At 70.7% G+C, this 17549-nt stretch carries 16 protein-coding genes and 1 tRNA gene; 13 read left to right on the top strand and 4 right to left on the bottom strand.

Annotated features, from left to right (window positions below):
• Window positions 1–113: 113 nt before the first annotated feature.
• The gene (locus tag A7A76_RS23510; RefSeq protein WP_206413583.1) at window positions 114–308 is read right to left on the bottom strand and encodes a hypothetical protein; all 195 of its coding nucleotides are present in this window, start codon (window positions 306–308) and stop codon (window positions 114–116) included.
• A 213-nt stretch (window positions 309–521) separates the two neighbouring features.
• Here A7A76_RS23510 and A7A76_RS23505 point away from each other — a divergent pair, with 213 nt between their 5' ends.
• A complete protein-coding gene (locus tag A7A76_RS23505; RefSeq protein ID WP_206413582.1) occupies window positions 522–1505 on the top strand; it encodes a Dyp-type peroxidase in 984 nt (327 codons plus the stop codon).
• Window positions 1506–1572: 67 nt separating this feature from the next.
• Here the strand turns inward: A7A76_RS23505 and A7A76_RS23500 are convergent, their stop codons facing one another.
• Window positions 1573–2217 (bottom strand): cation transporter, encoded by a 645-nt coding sequence (locus A7A76_RS23500; RefSeq protein ID WP_206413581.1) that lies wholly within the window; start codon window positions 2215–2217, stop codon window positions 1573–1575.
• 165 nt (window positions 2218–2382) lie between these two features.
• A tRNA-Pro gene (locus A7A76_RS23495) sits at window positions 2383–2459 on the bottom strand.
• Between the two features lie 347 nt (window positions 2460–2806).
• Between A7A76_RS23495 and hisS the strand changes: the two genes are divergently transcribed.
• The 3 genes from hisS to A7A76_RS23480 all read left to right on the top strand — a co-directional run bounded on the left by hisS (window position 2807) and on the right by A7A76_RS23480 (window position 7421).
• Entirely contained in the window at window positions 2807–4189 is a 1383-nt protein-coding gene (hisS, locus tag A7A76_RS23490) for a histidine--tRNA ligase (RefSeq protein WP_206413580.1), read from the top strand.
• A gap of 304 nt (window positions 4190–4493) precedes the next feature.
• Complete coding sequence (locus A7A76_RS23485) at window positions 4494–6392, top strand: HAL/PAL/TAL family ammonia-lyase (RefSeq protein ID WP_428995226.1); 1899 nt, start codon at window positions 4494–4496, stop codon at window positions 6390–6392.
• A gap of 480 nt (window positions 6393–6872) precedes the next feature.
• Window positions 6873–7421 (top strand): prolyl hydroxylase family protein, encoded by a 549-nt coding sequence (locus A7A76_RS23480; protein ID WP_206413578.1) that lies wholly within the window; start codon window positions 6873–6875, stop codon window positions 7419–7421.
• Window positions 7422–7437: 16 nt separating this feature from the next.
• Here A7A76_RS23480 and A7A76_RS23475 read toward each other — a convergent pair whose 3' ends face one another.
• A complete protein-coding gene (locus A7A76_RS23475) occupies window positions 7438–9288 on the bottom strand; it encodes a sensor domain-containing diguanylate cyclase (RefSeq protein WP_206413577.1) in 1851 nt (616 codons plus the stop codon).
• A gap of 360 nt (window positions 9289–9648) precedes the next feature.
• Between A7A76_RS23475 and A7A76_RS23470 the strand changes: the two genes are divergently transcribed.
• From A7A76_RS23470 to hisIE, 9 genes are all read left to right on the top strand, one after another.
• On the top strand, window positions 9649–9966 hold the full coding sequence (locus A7A76_RS23470) for a YerC/YecD family TrpR-related protein (RefSeq protein ID WP_206413576.1): 318 nt from the start codon (window positions 9649–9651) through the stop codon (window positions 9964–9966).
• Between the two features lie 84 nt (window positions 9967–10050).
• Window positions 10051–10965 carry an ATP phosphoribosyltransferase gene (hisG, locus tag A7A76_RS23465; protein ID WP_206413575.1) on the top strand — a complete coding sequence of 305 codons (915 nt, stop codon included), beginning with the start codon at window positions 10051–10053 and terminating at the stop codon, window positions 10963–10965.
• A gap of 14 nt (window positions 10966–10979) precedes the next feature.
• Window positions 10980–12305 carry a histidinol dehydrogenase gene (hisD, locus tag A7A76_RS23460; RefSeq protein ID WP_206413584.1) on the top strand — a complete coding sequence of 442 codons (1326 nt, stop codon included), beginning with the start codon at window positions 10980–10982 and terminating at the stop codon, window positions 12303–12305.
• Window positions 12306–12373: 68 nt separating this feature from the next.
• Window positions 12374–13483: a histidinol-phosphate transaminase gene (gene hisC, locus A7A76_RS23455; RefSeq protein WP_206413574.1), complete on the top strand. Its 1110-nt coding sequence runs from the start codon at window positions 12374–12376 to the stop codon at window positions 13481–13483.
• The gene (hisB, locus tag A7A76_RS23450; RefSeq protein WP_206413573.1) at window positions 13480–14622 is read left to right on the top strand and encodes a bifunctional histidinol-phosphatase/imidazoleglycerol-phosphate dehydratase HisB; all 1143 of its coding nucleotides are present in this window, start codon (window positions 13480–13482) and stop codon (window positions 14620–14622) included. The genes hisC and hisB overlap by 4 nt, the downstream gene beginning before the upstream one ends.
• Complete coding sequence (hisH, locus tag A7A76_RS23445) at window positions 14622–15230, top strand: imidazole glycerol phosphate synthase subunit HisH (protein ID WP_074867289.1); 609 nt, start codon at window positions 14622–14624, stop codon at window positions 15228–15230. The genes hisB and hisH overlap by 1 nt, the downstream gene beginning before the upstream one ends.
• 2 nt (window positions 15231–15232) lie before the next feature.
• Window positions 15233–15982: a 1-(5-phosphoribosyl)-5-[(5-phosphoribosylamino)methylideneamino]imidazole-4-carboxamide isomerase gene (gene hisA, locus A7A76_RS23440; protein ID WP_206413572.1), complete on the top strand. Its 750-nt coding sequence runs from the start codon at window positions 15233–15235 to the stop codon at window positions 15980–15982.
• Window positions 15983–15987: 5 nt separating this feature from the next.
• Window positions 15988–16797, top strand: coding sequence for an imidazole glycerol phosphate synthase subunit HisF (gene hisF / locus A7A76_RS23435; protein WP_206413571.1), 810 nt, complete (start codon window positions 15988–15990; stop codon window positions 16795–16797).
• A complete protein-coding gene (gene hisIE / locus A7A76_RS23430) occupies window positions 16797–17456 on the top strand; it encodes a bifunctional phosphoribosyl-AMP cyclohydrolase/phosphoribosyl-ATP diphosphatase HisIE (protein ID WP_206413570.1) in 660 nt (219 codons plus the stop codon). The genes hisF and hisIE overlap by 1 nt, the downstream gene beginning before the upstream one ends.
• The last annotated feature ends 93 nt before the right edge of the window (window positions 17457–17549 follow it).

Raw genomic sequence — 17549 nt, 5'->3', positions numbered from 1 at the left:
TACAGGTAGCGGCCGAAGTTTGCGATCTCCCTGTAGGAGCGGCGCAAGCCGCGACCGCGACACCGCAAAAAACGGCGAAACCAGATCGATGCCGCGAAACCGCGACCGTCGAGTCAGCCCTTGGGCCGGCCGGCCCCGCACGACAGCGCATACACCCGCACCAGCTCGCGTTTGAGCGTGGCCTGGGCCTGGGCGACTTCGGCGTCGCGCAGGCGCTGCGGGCTCAACGGCTCGCGCGGCCACGCCGGTGCCGCGTCGGCCGCCGCGGCCGCGTCGTCGGATTCAGGAAGATCGGCTTGCCTGCCCATGCGTACTGTCCGTCTTGAGGTACCGGCCGAATCTAGCATCGTGCGGGCGCGCGGCTCAAATCCGCGCCGCGGCCGGGCGCCGTTGCGTGCGGTTTTCACCGTCGGCGGCGCTATCATCGCGGCCTGCACGAGGCAGCGGCGCGCTCACGCATGCGGCGTTTTCCGCAGGCCGCGTCCCGCATTCATCGAACCCGAACCATCGCGAGGTAGTCCGTGGCATCCGTCGTCGCCCAGCCCATCGTTGCCGGCCTGACCCGTTCGGCCGTGTTCCTCGTGGTGACCCTGCGGCCGGAGCCGCAACATCGCCGGGCCGTACGCGCGCTGTGCGCGGACCTGGCCGGCCTGCTGCGCTCGGTCGGCTTCCGCGATCTCGACGGGCGGCTGTCGTGCATCCTGGCGTTCGGCGATCAGGCCTGGTCGCGCCTGTTCGGCGCGCCCGCGCCGGCCGAACTGCATCCGTTCCGCGCCATCGAAGGCCGCCACCGCGCGGTGTCCACGCCGGGCGACCTGCTGTTCCACATCCGCGCCGAGCGCATGGACCTGTGCTTCGAGCTGACCCAGCAGATCCTCGCCCGCCTCGGCGAAGCGGTGGCCACGGCCGAGGAGGTGCACGGCTTCCGCTATTTCGACCAGCGCGACCTGCTCGGCTTCGTCGACGGAACCGAGAATCCGGTCGACCAGGAGGCGATCGATTCGGCGATCGTCGGCGCCGAGGATTCCGGCTTCGCCGGCGGCAGCTACGTGATCGTGCAGAAATACCTGCACGACCTCAAAGGCTGGGAATCGCTGCCGGTGGAGCAGCAGGAGCGCATCGTCGGCCGGCACAAGCTGTCCAACGTCGAGCTCGACGACGCGGCCAAGCCGTCCTACGCGCACAACGTGCTGACGGTGATCGAGGAGAACGGCGAGGAGCTGAGCATCGTGCGCGACAACATGCCGTTCGGCGACGCCAGCAAGAGCGAGTTCGGCACTTACTTCATCGGCTACGCGCGCTCGCCGCGGCGGATCGAGCGGATGCTGGAGAACATGTTTCTCGGCGACCCGCCGGGCAATTACGACCGCCTGCTCGACTTCAGCCGCGCGGTCACCGGCTCGCTGTTCTTCGCGCCGTCGGCGACGTTTCTGGCGGAAGTGGAGGACGAGGACGATGCGGACGCCTCTTCGACCTCGGATGCCGCCGCTGTCGCGGCGCCGTAAACCCCGGGCGATGGATCGACGGCGCGGCGGGCAGGTCCGCGCCGACGCCGATCACGCGCCCGACGATTCACGCGCCCGGCGATGTCGCCGCCGCCGGCGCGCTGTGCACTTCGCGCCAGGCCGCGCGCAACACCCGTGCGGCCGAGCGCAGGAACAGAATCAATAGGGCGATGGCGATCAGCAGGTCCGGCCAGCCGGCGCCGAACGCCCACACCGCCGCCGCGGCCAGCAACACCGCGGCGCCTTCGTAGAGATCGTTGCGCGAGCATTCCCAGGCCGAAGCCAGGTTGATGTCGCCGCTGCGGTACGGCGTGAGCAGCCACAGGCAGGCGCCGTTGGCGGCGAGGTTCAGCGCGGCCGCCGCGCCCATGCTTTCGAACAGCGGCAGCGCCGGATGGGTCAGGCGCCAGGCGATCTGCCCGGCGACCGCGACGGCGGCGGCGAGGATCAGCAAGCCCTTGAGCAGGGCCACGCGCGCCTTGGCCTGCGCGGAGGCGCCGACCACGGCCAGGCTCAGCGCGTAGGTCAGCGCGTCGCCGAGGTTGTCGAGGCTGCCCGACAGCAGGGACGAAGAGTGGCTGTGCCAGGCCGCGGCCGCCATCAGCGCGAAAGTGGCGAGATTGATCGCCAGCACGATGCGCAGCACGCGCCGCTGCCTGGACTGCATCGCCGCGACGTCGACGACGTTTCCGCATCCGCAACATTCGGCCATGGTCGCCGCCGCGCAGGTCGTGGGAGGAGGGCGCCAGTATCCCAGGATCGGCGCCGCCGCATCGATGCAGACGTGGGGCGAACCGGAACTGCGCCGGCGCATCGACGCACGCAACCGGCGCAAACGAAAAAGCCGGCACTGGGCCGGCTTCTGTCGCACGATGATTGGTCGGGGAGACAGGATTCGAACCTGCGACCTCTACGTCCCGAACGTAGCGCTCTACCAGACTGAGCTACACCCCGACTTCGTGAGCCGCAAATTCTAGCGGCGGTCCTCGGGGCGTGCAAGAGGGGACGACAGAAAAATTTCATTCCGGTGGCAAAGGCCGTCGCGCCGGGCGACGGCGATGGCCGCAAAGCCCGCTGCGGCGGGCTGCGGGCCGCCTGTGAGCCATCTCGGCAAAGCCCGGCGCCGGCGCCGTCCGGCGGCGCCGGGCGGCGATGCGCGCGCGGTTGCCGTGCACGGGCCGCGCAATCGCTAAACTAAGCGGCATGCCGGCGACGCCCGCGGCGCGTCCCCGCGGGGACGCCCGCCGCACCCGTCGCGGGCCCGCCCTTTCGCGCCTTTTGCAGTGATTTCGGAGTCTGTCTTGATCAAGCCTCGCACCCCGCCCGGGGTCATGGAGCTGCTGCCCCGTGACCAGATCGCGTTCCAGCGCATGCTCGACACGATCCGCCGCAATTTCGAACGCTTCGGCTTCCTGCCGGTGGAAACGCCGGTGATGGAGCTGACCGAGGTGCTGCTGACCAAGTCCGGCGGCGAGACCGAGCGCCAGGTGTATTTCGTCGAATCCACCGGCTCGCGCGAGAAGAGCGCGCAGGACGGCCGCACGACGCCGGAGCTGGCGCTGCGCTTCGACCTGACCGTGCCGCTGGCGCGCTACGTCGCCGAGCACGAGGCCGAGCTGGCGTTCCCGTTCCGCCGCTATCAGATGCAGCGCGTCTACCGCGGCGAGCGCCAGCAGCGCGGCCGCTACCGCGAGTTCTACCAGTGCGACATCGACGTGATCGGCAAGGACAGCCTCAGCGTGCGCTACGACGCCGAGCTGCCAGCCTGCATCTACGCGGTGTTCTCCGAACTCGACATCGGCGCCTTCACCATCCAGCTCAACAACCGCAAGCTGCTGCGCGGCTTCTTCGAAGCCCAGGGCGTGGCCGACGGCGAGCTGCAGGCGCTGGTGCTGCGCGAGGTCGACAAGCTCGACAAGCGCGGCGCCGACTACGTGCGCGACGTGCTGATCGGGACGAGTTTCGGCCTGCCCAGCGACGCGGTGGACCGCATCCTCGACTTCGTCGCGGTGCGTTCGAACTCGCACGCCGATGCGCTGGCCAAGCTCGACGCGCTGGGCGAGGGCAACGACTCGCTGCGCCAGGGCGTGGCCGAGCTGCGCGAGGTGCTGGAGCTGATCCGCGCGCTGGGCGTGCCGGAGGCCAACTACGCGCTGAACTTCTCCATCGCCCGCGGCCTGGACTACTACACCGGCACGGTCTACGAGACCACGCTCAACGACTACCCGCAGTTGGGTTCGATCTGTTCGGGCGGCCGCTACGAGGATCTGGCCAGCCACTACACCAGGTCGAAGCTGCCGGGCGTGGGCATCTCGATCGGTCTGACGCGGTTGTTCTGGCAGCTGCAGGAAGCCCGGTTGGTCAGCACCGCCGACAGCAGCGTGCAGGTGCTGATCACCCAGATGGACGATGCGCACCTGCCGCAGTGCCTGGCGCTGGCCAGCGAGCTGCGCGCGGCCGGGCTCAACACCGAAGTGGTGATGGAAGCGTCCAAGCTCGGCAAGCAGTTCAAGTACGCCGACCGCGCCGGCATTCGCTTCGTGGTGGTGCTGGGCGAGGACGAAATCGCCAAGGGCAGCGCCACGGTCAAGGACCTGCGCCGCGAGGACCAGTTCGAGGTCGCGCGCAGCGAGCTGGCGCGTACCTTGCGGGTCGAGCTGGAACAGTCGCGGGTCATGAAGTGACCTTGCGGCGCGCCCGTCGCGACGGCCGTGCGCGGATTCGCCGCGCACGGACCGCGACGTGCGCGCGCGGTGCGGCGGCTTGCCGCGCGCATCGCTGCCGACACCACCCCTGTCATTCGCCGCGTCGGCATCGCCCGGCGCCGGCAGCAGCATCGGCGCAAGCCGACACCCACGCCGCGGCCCGCATCGTCACGATCGGCCGCGGTTTCCTTTTGTCTGACGCACCGACTCCCGAGTATGCGCGCCGCCGATCCGCCGGCGCCGCGCAGATGATCGCCAGGGTGCGATGCGGAGAACCCCAGCTTTGAACAAGATCCGACTCGACGGCCGCTCGCTGACGCGGTCCCAGCTCGTCGCCGTGGCTTATGGCGCCCAGGTCGAACTGTCCGCCGAGCAACTGCCGGCGGTGGCGCGCGCGGCCGATTTCCTGGCCGAACAGGTGCGCCGCGAAGAGCCCATCTACGGCGTCTCCACCGGCTTCGGCAGCAACGCCGACCGCCTGCTCGGCGCCCATCACCTGCGCGACCAACTGCCGGGCGCGAAGCGATCGCAGGAAACCCTGCACGAAGAGCTGCAGCGCAATCTGATCGTCACCCACGCGGTGTGCGTGGGCGAGCCGTTCGCGCCCGAAATCGTGCGCGCGATGCTGTGCATCCGCATCAACACGCTGATGCGCGGCCACTCTGGCATCCGCGTGCAGACCCTGCAGGCGCTGACCCAGATGCTCAACGCCGGGATCGTGCCGGTGGTGCCGCAACTGGGTTCGGTCGGTGCCAGCGGCGACCTCGCGCCGCTCTCGCACCTGGCCATCGTCCTGCTCGGCGGCGGCGAAGCCTTCTTCGACGGCGAGCGCCTGCCGGGCGCGCAGGCGCTGGCCCGCGCAGGCCTCGAGCCGGTGCAGCTGTCGTACAAGGAAGGCCTGGCGCTCAACAACGGCACCGCGCAGATGCTGGCCTGCGGCGTGCTGGCGCTGAGCAAGCTGGAAGACCTGCTCGACACCGCCGACCTCGCCGCGGCGATGACCATCGACGCCTTCGCCGGGCGCCTGGGCGCGTTCGCGCCGGAAGTGCATGCGCTGCGTCCGCATCCGGGCCAGGTCAAGGTGGCCGAGAATCTGCGCGCGCTGCTCGACGGTTCGACCCTGGCCGATATTCCCTACCACCTGGTGCCGCGCTTCCGTCCGTGGCTGCCGCAGAGCTGGGACACCGAAGCGGCGCAGCAACTGAGCTTCGACATCGGCTGGGACTGGGTGCCTTTCAGCCAGCGCCATGGCCGCGAAAAGTTCTACACCCGCTTCCGTCCGTTCCGCGGCGGCAAGAAGCATCAGCCGCAGGACAGCTATTCGCTGCGCTGCATCCCGCAGGTGCACGGCGCGGTCCGCGACGCCATCGCCCAGGCCGCGCGGGTGCTGGAGATCGAGCTCAACTCGCTGACCGACAACCCGATCGTGTTCCCCGACGCGCAGGCCGAGCACGTCGAGCAGCAGGTGATCTCCGCCGGCCATTTCCACGGCATGCCGCTGGCGCTGGCGATGAGCTACGTCAAGGCCGCGATCCCGGTGCTGGCGAGCATTTCCGAGCGCCGCCTCAACAAGCTGGTCGACCCGGCGACCAACGACGGTTTGCCGGGCTTCCTGATCGGCAACGAGGACGCCACCGAATCGGGCCACATGATCGTGCAGTACACCGCCGCGGCCATCGTCAACGATCTGGCCAGCCGCGCGCATCCGGCCTCGGTCTATTCGATCCCGACCAGCGCCAACGCCGAGGACCACGTCTCGATGGGCGCCAACGAAGCGCGCCACGTGCTGGCGATGGCCGACGATCTGGGCAAGGTGCTGGCGCTGGAGCTGTACACCGCCGCCCAGGCGCTGGACCTGCGCCGCGACATGATCAACGCCGCGCGCGATCTGGCCGACCGCGCCGATGCCGCGACCCTGGCGGCCAAGATCGCCGGCGGCCCGCTCGCCGGCACGGACGATCACGCCGGGTTCCTGGCCGAAGTCGAAGGCTTGCGCGCCGAGTTGTCGGCGGCCGAAGAGTTCCGTCCGGGCCGCGCCGTGGCCATCGCCCACGCCAGGTTGCGCGAATCGATCGCCTTCCTCGACCACGACCGCGCGCTCGACGGCGAAGTCGCGACCGCGGTGCAACTGGTGCGCGACGGCAGCGTGTTGTCGGCGGTACGCGCCGGGTTGCAGGACTGATCCGGCACGGCCCCTTCCGCACGGGAGGGGCCGGCTGCGCCGCGCAAACCGCGTTTTCCCTTGTAGGAGCGGCGCGAGCCGCGACCGCGGCAACGCAACTGCGACGCAGGTTTCGACGTGGCCGCGGTAGTGCGGTCGCGGCTCGCGCCGCTCCTACAGGGTCTGCGGCCGGTTTCGTTCCAGACTGTAGGAGCGGCGCGAGCCGCGACCGCGACAACGAAACTGCGACGCAGATTCCGACGTAGCTGCGATAGTGCGGTCGCGGCTCGCGCCGCTCCTACAGGGTCTCCGGCCGGTTTCGTTCCCGACTGTAGGAGCGGCGCAAGCCGCGACCGCGACAACGCAACTGCGGCGCGACTCTCGGCCCGGTCGTAACTGCGCGCCCCCCTGCCGCGTCGAACGTTGTCCAGGCCGGCGCAACTCCACAGCTCCAGCGATCGGCGCTATCGTTCCAGCACCCCAAGGCCACGGACAGCCCCCATGCAGGCCATCCACCACAGCGCAACCGTCTTCACCCTGGCCGGCTTGCTGACCGCGGCCGAATGCGAGGGCTTGATTGCCGAGGCCGAAGCCCGCGGTTTCGAACCCGCCGGCGTGCGCACTGCCGACGGCGGCCAGAAATCGATGGCCCACGTGCGCAACAACGAACGCGTGGTGTTCGAATCGCCGCGCTGGGTCGACAGGCTGTGGCAACGCCTGCGCGCCGCCGACCTGCCGGCGCTCGACGGCGAAATCCCCGCCGGCCTGCCGCGCGCGCTGCGTTTCTACAAATACGGCCCGGGCCAACGCTTCCGCATGCACAAGGACGGCCCCTGGAGCGAGGACGGCCGGCTGAGCAAGCTGACCTTGCTGGTTTATCTCAACGACGGTTTCGTCGGCGGCGACACCGCGTTCCGCGGGTTCCGGGTCGAGCCGCGCGTCGGCGACGCGCTGCTGTTCGTGCACGACACCTGGCACGAAGGCTCGGCGGTGGAGCAGGGCGTGAAGTACGCGCTGCGCTCGGATGTGATGTACGCGCCGCCGGGGTGAGCCGAACCCGGCGCGCTCAGGCCGCCGCGCCCCACATCCGCACGCAATCGCGCCCGCCGGCCTTGGCCAGGTACAGCGCCTGGTCGGCGAACTGCAGCGCCGCTTCGACGCCAAGGTCCGAATCCGGCGCGATCTCGTGCACGCCGATGCTGGCGGTCACCGGGATGTCGTGGCTGCGGCTGGGGCAGGGCTGGGCGCGCAGGCGCAGGCGCAGCGCTTCGGCCACGCGCGAGCCGGCGTCAAGGTCGTGATCGGGCAGCACGGCGACGAACTCCTCGCCACCGAAGCGCGCCAGCAGCGCGTGGTGCGGCGCCAGCGTCTGCGAAATCAGTCCGGCCGCCCAGCGCAGGCACTCGTCGCCGACCAGGTGGCCGTGGTGGTCGTTGATCTGCTTGAAGTGATCCAGGTCGATCATCATCAGCGCCAGCGGCCGGCGCTGACGGCGCGCGCGGTGCAGCAACGACTCGAACGCCTCGCGGAAGTGGCTGCGGTTGTGCAGCCCGGTCAGGCCGTCGCGCTGGGCGGTTTCGCGCAGGCGGTCGTGGGCTTTTTCCAGTTGCGCCAGCGCGGTGCGCAGCTCGCCGGTGCGCTGCTCGACCTTGTGCTCGAGCTGTTCCTTGGCCTCGCGCACGATCCGCTCGTTCTCGTTGCGCAGCGAGGCGTAGCGGTAGCCCAGCGCCACCGACAGCAGCAGCATTTCCAGGGCTGAGCCGATCTGCACGCCGTATTCGGTGATGAACACCTTCGGCAGCAGGTCGAAGGCGATCGCGGCGAACATGCCGGTGCCGAGCAGGAACGCCGACCACGCCAGCAGGAACAGCCGCGCCGGCTTGTAGCCGCGGCGCAGCGCCGCCACGCTCGCCACCGCGATCCAGCCGATGCTGACGAACACCGCGGCCGAGGCGATCGGAGTGACGATGCGATAAGGCGCCTGGGTCGCGATCAGCCCCAGCAGCACGAAGAACCCGATCATGCCGCGGCCGACGAAGTCGCCGAAGCGCCAGCGTTGCGACAGGCCGAGGAAGTCGCGCGCGAACTGCTGCATGCCGACCTGGGCCAGGCAGATCGACAGCGGCACCGAGTGGTCGGCCAGCCACGGCGAGTTCGGCCACAGGTATTCGAACCCCAGGCCGTTCAAGGTCAGCAGCACCAGGCCGAACGCGCAGATGTGGAACAGATACCAGAAGTAGCTCGAATCGCGCAGGCTCAGCCACAGCACCAGGTTGTAGAAGAACAGCGCCAGCAGGATGCCGTAGTAGATGCCGATGCCCAGTTGCGCGTCGCGCGATTGCTCGGTGAAGGCGCTGGGCGTGTACAGGGTCAGCGGCACCTGCATCGAACTTTGGCTCTGTACCCGCACGTACACGTCCACGCGCTGGCCGGCCGGCAGATCGATCCAGAAATTCGGATGGCGGTAGCGGATCGCGCGCGAGTCGAACGGCAGGTTGTCGCCGCCGCGCTGGTGGCGGGCGCGGCCGTCGTCGCTGTGGGTGTAGACGTCGATGCGGTCGCTCAGGGCGAAGCCCTGCACCAGCAGCCAGCGCGGCGTGTCGGCGTCGGCGTTGCGCGCGGCGAAGTGGAACCAGTAGGCGCCGCGCTGGAAGCCGAACGAGCTGTTGCCGCCCGGCAGCAGGCGAAAGCGCCCTTCGACCCGCGCGCGTTCGGCGCCGGGCAGGTCGAGGCGGCCGCCGGGGTCGTGGTAGTAGCCGGTGAACGGGGCCAGCGCGACCTCGGCGCTGTGCCGGTCGAGGTCGAGCAGGCTCTGCGCGGCGGCGGCCGGCACCCAGCCCGACAGCAGCAGGCAGAGCAGCAGCCACAGCCGGAACGGCGGCGACGGGCGCGCGGAGCGGGCGGGAGTCGTATTCATCTTCCTTGGACCGGAGCCTTCCTTGGGCCTGCCGGCGCAGGCCGTCGCGCCGGGGGAGGGAGGGGCGGCGGCGCCGGTGGACGGCGCGCGACGCGTGCCTGGAGTCTTAACGCAAATCCCGGGTCGCGCAGGCCGGGTTGACGGGCGGTGGTTTCACCAGTTAATGTATTAACGCGTTAGCACATTAATGCATTAGTTCGCTCTCTGTCGTACAGGTTGGCGCATCCAGGGAATCCGGCGAGAGGCCGCTCCCGCCGGATCGCTCGCCGGGGCGGGGCGGTCCGATGAGCCTCGCCCCGCCAAGTCCAGATTCGCTTCTGCCTGCATCCGTCCTTTCCTTCAGCCTTCCAGCCCTCCTCCATGAAGCGCCGCACCGCCACCACCCTCGAGGCCTACCCCGAAGACTCTCTGGCCGAACTCGCCGCGACCCTGTCCGCGCTGCGTTCGCCCGAGCAGGTGCGCGCGTTTCTCGAAGACCTGTGCACGCCGGCCGAGCTGGAGGCGATGAGCGACCGCTGGCGGGTCGTGCCGTTGCTGGAAGAGGGCGTGCCGTACCGCGAAATCCACGACCGCACCCAGGTCAGCGTGACCACCATCGGCCGCGTCGCGCGGGTGCTCGAGCGCGGCGCCGGCGGCTATGCCGCAGCCCTGCATCGGCGCGGCCTGCGACATCGCTGACGGCCCGTTCCGTCCGCCGCCGGCGCTGCCGCCGGCCCCGGCGCGCAGCGCCGCCCGCCCACGCCTTCTCCCGAGACCGAGTCCATGAGCCCTCCCGCCAGCGCCGCCGCACGCGACCGCCTGCGCATCGCGATCCAGAAGTCCGGCCGCCTCGCCGATCCGGCGCGCTCGCTGCTCGCCGCCTGCGGCCTGAGCTGGCGCGAAAGCCGCGACCGCCTGTTCTGCTACGGCGAAACCCTGCCGGTGGACCTGCTGCTGGTGCGCGACGACGACATCCCCGGCCTGATCGCCGACGGCGTCTGCGACCTCGGCGTGGTCGGCCGCAACGTGCTGCTGGAACAGGACGGCGACCGCCGCGGCAACGGCCGCGCGCCGGCGTTCCGCGAATGGCGCGCGCTCGGTTTCGGCGGCTGCCGCCTGTCCATCGCCGTGCCAGACGCGTGGCAGTGGCAGGGGCCGCAGGATCTGTCCGGCAAGCGCATCGCCACCAGTTACCCGGCGCTGCTGTCGCAGTGGCTGACGCAGCAAGGCGTCGATGCGCAGGTGGTGCTGCTGTCGGGTTCGGTCGAAATCGCGCCGCGCCTGGGCCAGGCCGAGGCGATCTGCGATCTGGTTTCCAGCGGCGCCACGCTGTCGGCCAACCAGCTCAAGGCGGTGCAGACCCTGGTCGAAAGCGAGGCGGTGCTGGCCGGCCCGGTCGACAGGTTCGACGACGTGCGCGGCGAACTGGCCGACCTGCTGCTGCGCCGCCTCGACGGCGCGCTGCGCGTGCGCAACAGCAAGCTGCTGATGTTCCAGGCGCCGCGCGATCTGCTGGCCGAACTGCTGCCGCTGCTGCCCGATGCCGAGCAGCCCACGGTGATGCGCCTGGACGACGGCGACGACGTCGCCCTGCAGGCGCTGTGCCACGGCGCGGTGACCTGGCAGCGGCTGGAAGAACTCAAGCGCGCCGGCGCGCGCGGGCTGATGGTGCTGCCGGTGGAGGGCATGCTGGCATGAACGCCCGGGCCGCCATGCAGCGCTACCAATGGAGCGCCCTCGACGCCGGGCAGCGCGCGCAGGCGCTGCGCCGCCCGGCGCAGGAAACCCGCCAGACCACCGCCGACGCGGTCGCCGCGATCGTCGCCGAGGTGCGCGCCGACGGCGACGCCGCGCTGCGCCGCTTCGGCGAACGCTTCGACGGCGCCGCGCCGGAGGCCTTCGCCGTCTGCCAGGCCGAATTCGCCGCCGCCGAGGCCGCGGTGAGCGCGCCGCTGCGCAACGCCATCGACGAAGCCGCGCGCCGGATCGAACGCTTCCACGCCGCCGGCATGACGCCCGGCTACGCGCTCGACACCGCCGAGGGCGTGCGCTGCGAACGGATCCTGCGGCCGATCCCGCGGGTCGGCCTGTACGTGCCGGCCGGCTCGGCGCCGCTGCCGTCGACCGCGCTGATGCTCGGCGTGCCGGCGCGCTTGGCCGGCTGCCGCGAAGTGGTGCTGTGCACGCCGCCGCGCAAGGACGGCAGCGCCGATCCGGCGGTGCTGTGCGCGGCCCGGCGCTGCGGCATCGGCACGGTCTACAAGGTCGGTGGCGCCCAGGCGATCGCGGCGATGGCCTTCGGCACCGAGACCATCGGCAAGTGCGACAAGCTGTTCGGGCCGGGCAACGCCTATGTCACCGAGGCCAAGCGCCAGGTCGCGCTGCTGGAAGGCGGCGCGGCGATCGACATGCCGGCCGGGCCGTCGGAAGTGCTGGTGATCGCCGACGCCGGCGCGCGCGCCGATTTCGTCGCCGCCGATCTGCTGTCGCAGGCCGAGCACGGCGCCGACTCGCAGGTGATCCTGCTCAGCGACGACGCGGCCCTGCTCGATGCGGTCGATAGCGAACTCGAACGCCAGCTGGCGCGGCTGTCGCGCGCCGACACCGCGCGCGCCGCGTTGTCCAAGTCGCGCTCGATCCAGGTCGACTCGATCGCCACCGCGATCCAGGTCAGCAACCGCTACGCGCCCGAGCACCTGATCCTGGCCCTGCGCGACGCGCGCGCGTGGCTGGGCAAGGTCGAGGCCGCCGGTTCGGTGTTCCTCGGCGACTGGGCGCCGGAAGCGCTCGGCGATTATTGCAGCGGCACCAACCACGTCCTGCCGACCAGCGGCGCGGCGCGGTATGCCGGCGGGCTCAACGTGTCGAGCTTCCAGGTCGCGATCACCGTGCAGGAAGTGCAGCCGCGCGGGCTGCTGGAAATCGGCCCCTGCGCGGTGGTCCTGGCAGACGCCGAAGGCCTGGACGCGCACCGCGAGGCGGTGGCGCTGCGGCTGGCCGCGCTGGCCGACGCGCCGGCGCAGGCGCGCCGCGCCTGAGCGAGTCCGCCCGGCCGCGCGCCGGGCGATTGCACCTTCCAAGCAGAACTGATCCGGTCCTCTCCGTCATGTCCCAGACCCGCGACGACAATCCCCTCGACCTGCTGCGCGACGACCTGCGCGATTTCGCCGGCTACAAGTCGGCGCGCAGCGACACCCGCAGCGGCCGGGTCTGGCTCAACGCCAACGAGGCGGCCTGGCCGAGCGTGGCCGATTGCGACGGCGCGGTGCGCCGCTATCCCGACCCGCAACCAGCGGCGCTGCGCGCGGCGCTGGCGCGGCTGTACGGCTGCAAGCCCGAGCAACTGTTGGCCGGACGCGGCAGCGACGAGGGCATCGACCTGCTGGTGCGCGCGTTCTGCCGCCCCGGCGGCGACGCCATCGCGATTGCGCCGCCGACCTTCGGCATGTACGCGGTCAGCGCGCGCCTGCACGGCGTGCGCGTGGTCGAAACCCCGCTGCGCGACGGCGCCGACGGGTTTTCCTGCGATTTCGACGCATTGGCCGAAGCGGCCGAGCGCGAGGGCGCCAAGCTGGTATTCGTGTGTTCGCCGGGCAATCCGTCCGGCACCTTGCAGCCGCTGGCGGCGATCGACGCGCTGGCCCGGCGCTTGAGCGGCCGCGCCCTGGTCGTGGTCGACGAGGCCTACATCGAATTCGCCGACGGCGAGTCCGCGACCACCTTGCTGGCGCGGCGCCGCAACCTCGCGGTGCTGCGCACCTTGTCGAAGGCGCACGCGCTGGCCGCCGCGCGCATCGGCAGCGTGATCGCCGACGCCGACGTCGTCGCCGCGCTGCAGCGCTGCCAGGCGCCGTACCCGCTGCCGACGCCGTGCGTGAACCTGGCCTTGCGCGCGCTCGGCGAAGTGCCGGGCAATACCACCAAGGCGCGCGTGGCCACCGCGATGAGCGAACGCGAACGCTTGTTCCAGGCGCTGCGCGCGCTGCCCGGCGTGCGTCGGGTCTATCCCTCGCAGGCCAACTTCCTGCTGGCGCGTTTCGACGATGCCCAGGCCGCGCTCGACGCCTTGCTCGACGCCGGCGTGGTGGTGCGCGACTTCCGCCACGCGCCGGGGCTCGGCGACGCGCTGCGCATCAGCCTGGGCACGCCGGAGCAGAACTCGGCGGTGATCGAAGTGCTGGGCCGCGCGCTGCGCCGCGACGGAGTGGCCGCATGAGCGCGCTCAAGCCGATCTTGTTCGTCGACCGCGACGGCACCTTGATCGAGGAGCCGGCCGATTTCCAGATCGACAGCTACGCCAAGCTGCGCTTCGTGCGCGGGGTGATCCCGGCGATGCTGAAGCTGCGCGACGCCGGCTACGAATTCGTCATGGTCACCAACCAGGACGGGCTGGGCACCGAGTCGTTCCCGCGCTGGTCCTTCGACGGCCCGCACGAGCTGATGATGCAGGTGTTCGAAAGCCAGGGCATCGTGTTCCGCGACGTGCTCATCGACACCAGTTTCCCGGCCGAGAACCTGCCCACGCGCAAGCCCGGCATCGGCCTGGCGCTGCCGCTGCTGAAGGACCGCGGCATCGACTGGGAACGCTCGGCGATGGTCGGCGACCGCGAGACCGACAACGGCTTCGCCGCCAACCTCGGCATCCGCGCGTTCCAGCTGCGCACCCGCGAATTCGGCGGCGAGTGGGACTGGGCCGGCATCGCCCACGTGCTGGCCGAGCGCCCGCGCACCGCCCGGGTGCGGCGCGACACCAAGGAAACCCGGATCGAAGTGCGCGTCGACCTCGACCGCGCCGCCGAACCGCAGGTCGCCACCGGCCTGGGCTTCTTCGACCACATGCTCGAACAGCTCGGCAAGCACGGCGGCTTCGCCCTGGAGCTGCGCTGCCAGGGCGACCTGCACATCGACGAGCACCACACCATCGAAGACAGCGCGCTGGCGCTGGGCCAGGCGCTGCGCGAAGCGCTCGGCGACAAGCGCGGCATCGGCCGCTACGGCTTCGAGCCGCGCGCGGGGCAGGGCGAGGACGACGCCGGTGCCGCGCCGGCCGCGCACGAATTCGTGCTGCCGATGGACGAGACCCTGGCGCGCGCCGCGCTGGATTTTTCCGGGCGTCCGTACTTCGTCTTCGGCGGCGGCTTCGCGCGCGAGAAGGTCGGCGACTTCCCGACCGAGCTGCTGCCGCATTTCTTCCGCTCGCTGTGCGAAACCGCCGGGCTGAACCTGAATCTGAACGTGGAAGGTGATAACGATCACCACAAGATAGAGGCTTGTTTCAAGGTCGTCGCACGCGCGCTGCGGCAGGCCATCGCCCGTCAAGGGCGCGAGCTCCCGAGTACCAAGGGAGTTCTGTGATGACGGTTGTAGCTGTCATCGATTCGGGTGGGGGGAACATCGGCTCGGTGCGTTATGCATTGGAGCGGCTGGGTGCGCGGTCGATGTTGACCGCGGACCCCGCGATGATCGCCTCAGCCGATCGCGTGATCCTGCCGGGCGTGGGCGCCGCCGCCCCCGCGATGGCCCGACTGCGCGAACTCGACCTGGTCGCCACGATCCGCCGCTTGCAGCAGCCGCTGCTCGGGATCTGCCTGGGCATGCAGCTGTTGTACGAGTCCTCGGAGGAGGGCGAGGTCGAATGCCTCGGACTCCTTCCGGGCCGTATCACCAGGCTGCCCACCGGACCAGGAGTACGAGTGCCGCATATGGGATGGAATCTCCTTCAGAAGCATGAATCGGCCCTGGGCGAACGCCTGCTGGCCGGTATCGGCGAGCGCGATCAAGCCTACTTCGTGCACAGCTACGCCGCCCCCGTCACCGCCGACACCTTGGCCAGCGCGGGCTACGGCGCCCGCTTCACCGCGGTCGCCGGGCGCGGCCGCTGCTTCGGCGCCCAGTTCCACCCCGAGCGTTCCGCCGCGGTCGGTTCGCGCCTGCTCGCCAACTTCCTGGCGCTGGAGGCATGAACATGGGCAACAGCACCCTCTACCCCGCGATCGACGTTCGCGACGGGCGCGTCGTGCGCCTGCACCAGGGCGACTACGCCCAGGAAACCCGCTACGAGACCGAACCGCTGGCGCTGGCCACGCGCTACGCCGAAGCCGGCGCCAAGTGGCTGCACCTGATCGACCTGGACGCCGCGCGCTACGGCGGCTACACCCTGGCGCCGCTGCTGCGCGCGATCACCACCTCCAGCTGGATGCGCGTGCAGACCGGCGGCGGCGTGCGCAGCGAGGCCGACGTGGAAGCCATCCTCGACGCCGGCGCCGACCGGGTCGTGGTCGGCTCGCTCGCGGTCAAGGATCCGGACATGGTGATCGGCTGGCTCAAGCGCTTCGGTTCCGAACGCATCACCATCGCCCTGGACGTGCGCCAGAACGAACGCGGCGAATGGGAACTGCCGGTGGCCGGCTGGACCCAGGACAGCGGCGTGCGCCTGGAACCGCTGCTGGAGCGCTACGCCGCCGCCGGCCTGCGCCACCTGCTGTGCACCGACGTCTCGCGCGACGGCACCATGGCCGGGCCCAACCTCGACCTGTACAAGCACATCCGCGAGATCGCCCCGGACGTGCAGCTGCAGGCCTCCGGCGGCATCCGCGACATCGCCGACATCGTCGCCGCCGACAGCATCGGCTGTTCCGGCGCGGTGCTCGGCAAGGCCCTGATCGAAGGCCGCTTCCAACTCACCGACGCCCTCAAGCAAGTACGCCGCTGCTGACCCTTATGCCCGAGACCGCCACGCCCCTGTCGCCGACCACGCTCAGCCGCCGCATCGTGCCCTGCCTCGACGTGCGCGACGGACGCGTGGTCAAGGGCGTGCGCTTCCGCGACCACGTCGACATGGGCGATATCGTCGGGCTGGCGCTGCGCTATCGCGACGAGGGCGCCGACGAGCTGGTGTTCTACGACATCACCGCCAGCCCGCAGGGGCGCAGCGTGGATCGCGACTGGGTCGAACGGGTGTCGCGCGCGATCGACATCCCGTTCTGCGTCGCCGGCGGCATCCGCAGCGTCGACGACGCGCGCGGCGTGCTCAACGCCGGCGCCGACAAGATCTCGATCAACACCCCGGCGCTGGAACGGCCCGAGCTGATCGGCGAAATCGCCGCGGAATTCGGCGTGCAGTGCGTGGTGGTCGGGATCGACAGCCTGCGCGATCCCGACGGCCAGTGGCGGGTGCGCCAGTACACCGGCGACCCTTCGCGCACCCAGGCCTTGGCCAAGCGCACCCTGGACTGGGTGGTCGAGGCGCAGCGCCTGGGCGCCGGCGAGATCGTGCTCAACTGCATGGGCAGCGACGGCGTGCGCAGCGGCTACGACATCGAGCAACTGGCCGCGGTGCGGGCGATCTGCGCGGTGCCGCTGATCGCCTCCGGCGGCGCCGGCGCGATCGAGCATTTCGGCGAGGTGTTCCTGCGCGCCGACGTCGATGCGGCGCTGGCGGCGAGCGTGTTCCATTCCGGCAGCGTGCGCATTCCCGAACTCAAGCGCGCGCTGAGCGCGCAGGGCGTGCCGGTGCGGGAGCTGCACTGATGGCCGCCGCCGCGACGCTGAGCGCGCAGGACATCGACGCGCTGGCCTGGGACAAGCAGGACGGCCTGCTGCCGGCGGTGGTGCAGGACGCGGCCAGCCTGCGCGTGCTGATGCTCGGCTACATGGACCGCGCCGCGCTGCGCGCCACGCTCGACAGCGGCCACGTCACCTTCTTCAGCCGCAGCAAGCAGCGGCAGTGGACCAAGGGCGAAAGCTCGGGGCACTTCCTCGACCTGGTCTCGATCGAGACCGACTGCGACCGCGACACCTTGCTGGTGCGCGCGCTGCCGCACGGGCCGACCTGCCATCTCGGCCGCGACAGCTGCTTTCCCCATGCGCCGGGCGATGCGCTGGCGTTTCTCGGCGAGCTCGATGAGTTGATCGCCCAGCGCGAACGCGAGCGGCCGGCCGGCAGCTACACCACCGGCCTGTTCGAACGCGGGGTGCGCTCGATCGCGCAGAAGGTCGGCGAGGAGGGCGTGGAAACCGCGCTGGCCGCGGTGGCCGAAGACGACTCCGCGCTGGCCGGCGAAGCCGCCGACCTGCTGTTCCACCTGCAAGTGCTGCTGCGCGCGCGCGGGCTTTCGCTGGCCGATGCGGTGGCGGTGCTGCGGCAGCGCCATGGGCAGCCGCATCGTGGGTTCACGCCGGCCGGGTAGCGTGACGCGTTGAAGCGGTTTTCGTCGCAGTTGTGGTGTCGCGGTCGCGGCTCGCGCCGCTCCTACAGGCAGCCCATGTCGCTTTTGTAGGAG

Source organism: Lysobacter enzymogenes (genome assembly GCF_017168095.1).
In the GTDB taxonomy this organism is placed as follows: domain Bacteria; phylum Pseudomonadota; class Gammaproteobacteria; order Xanthomonadales; family Xanthomonadaceae; genus Lysobacter; species Lysobacter enzymogenes_D.
The sequence above is the reverse complement of the archived record's forward strand: the minus strand, read 5'-3'. Positions and strand labels throughout refer to the sequence as shown.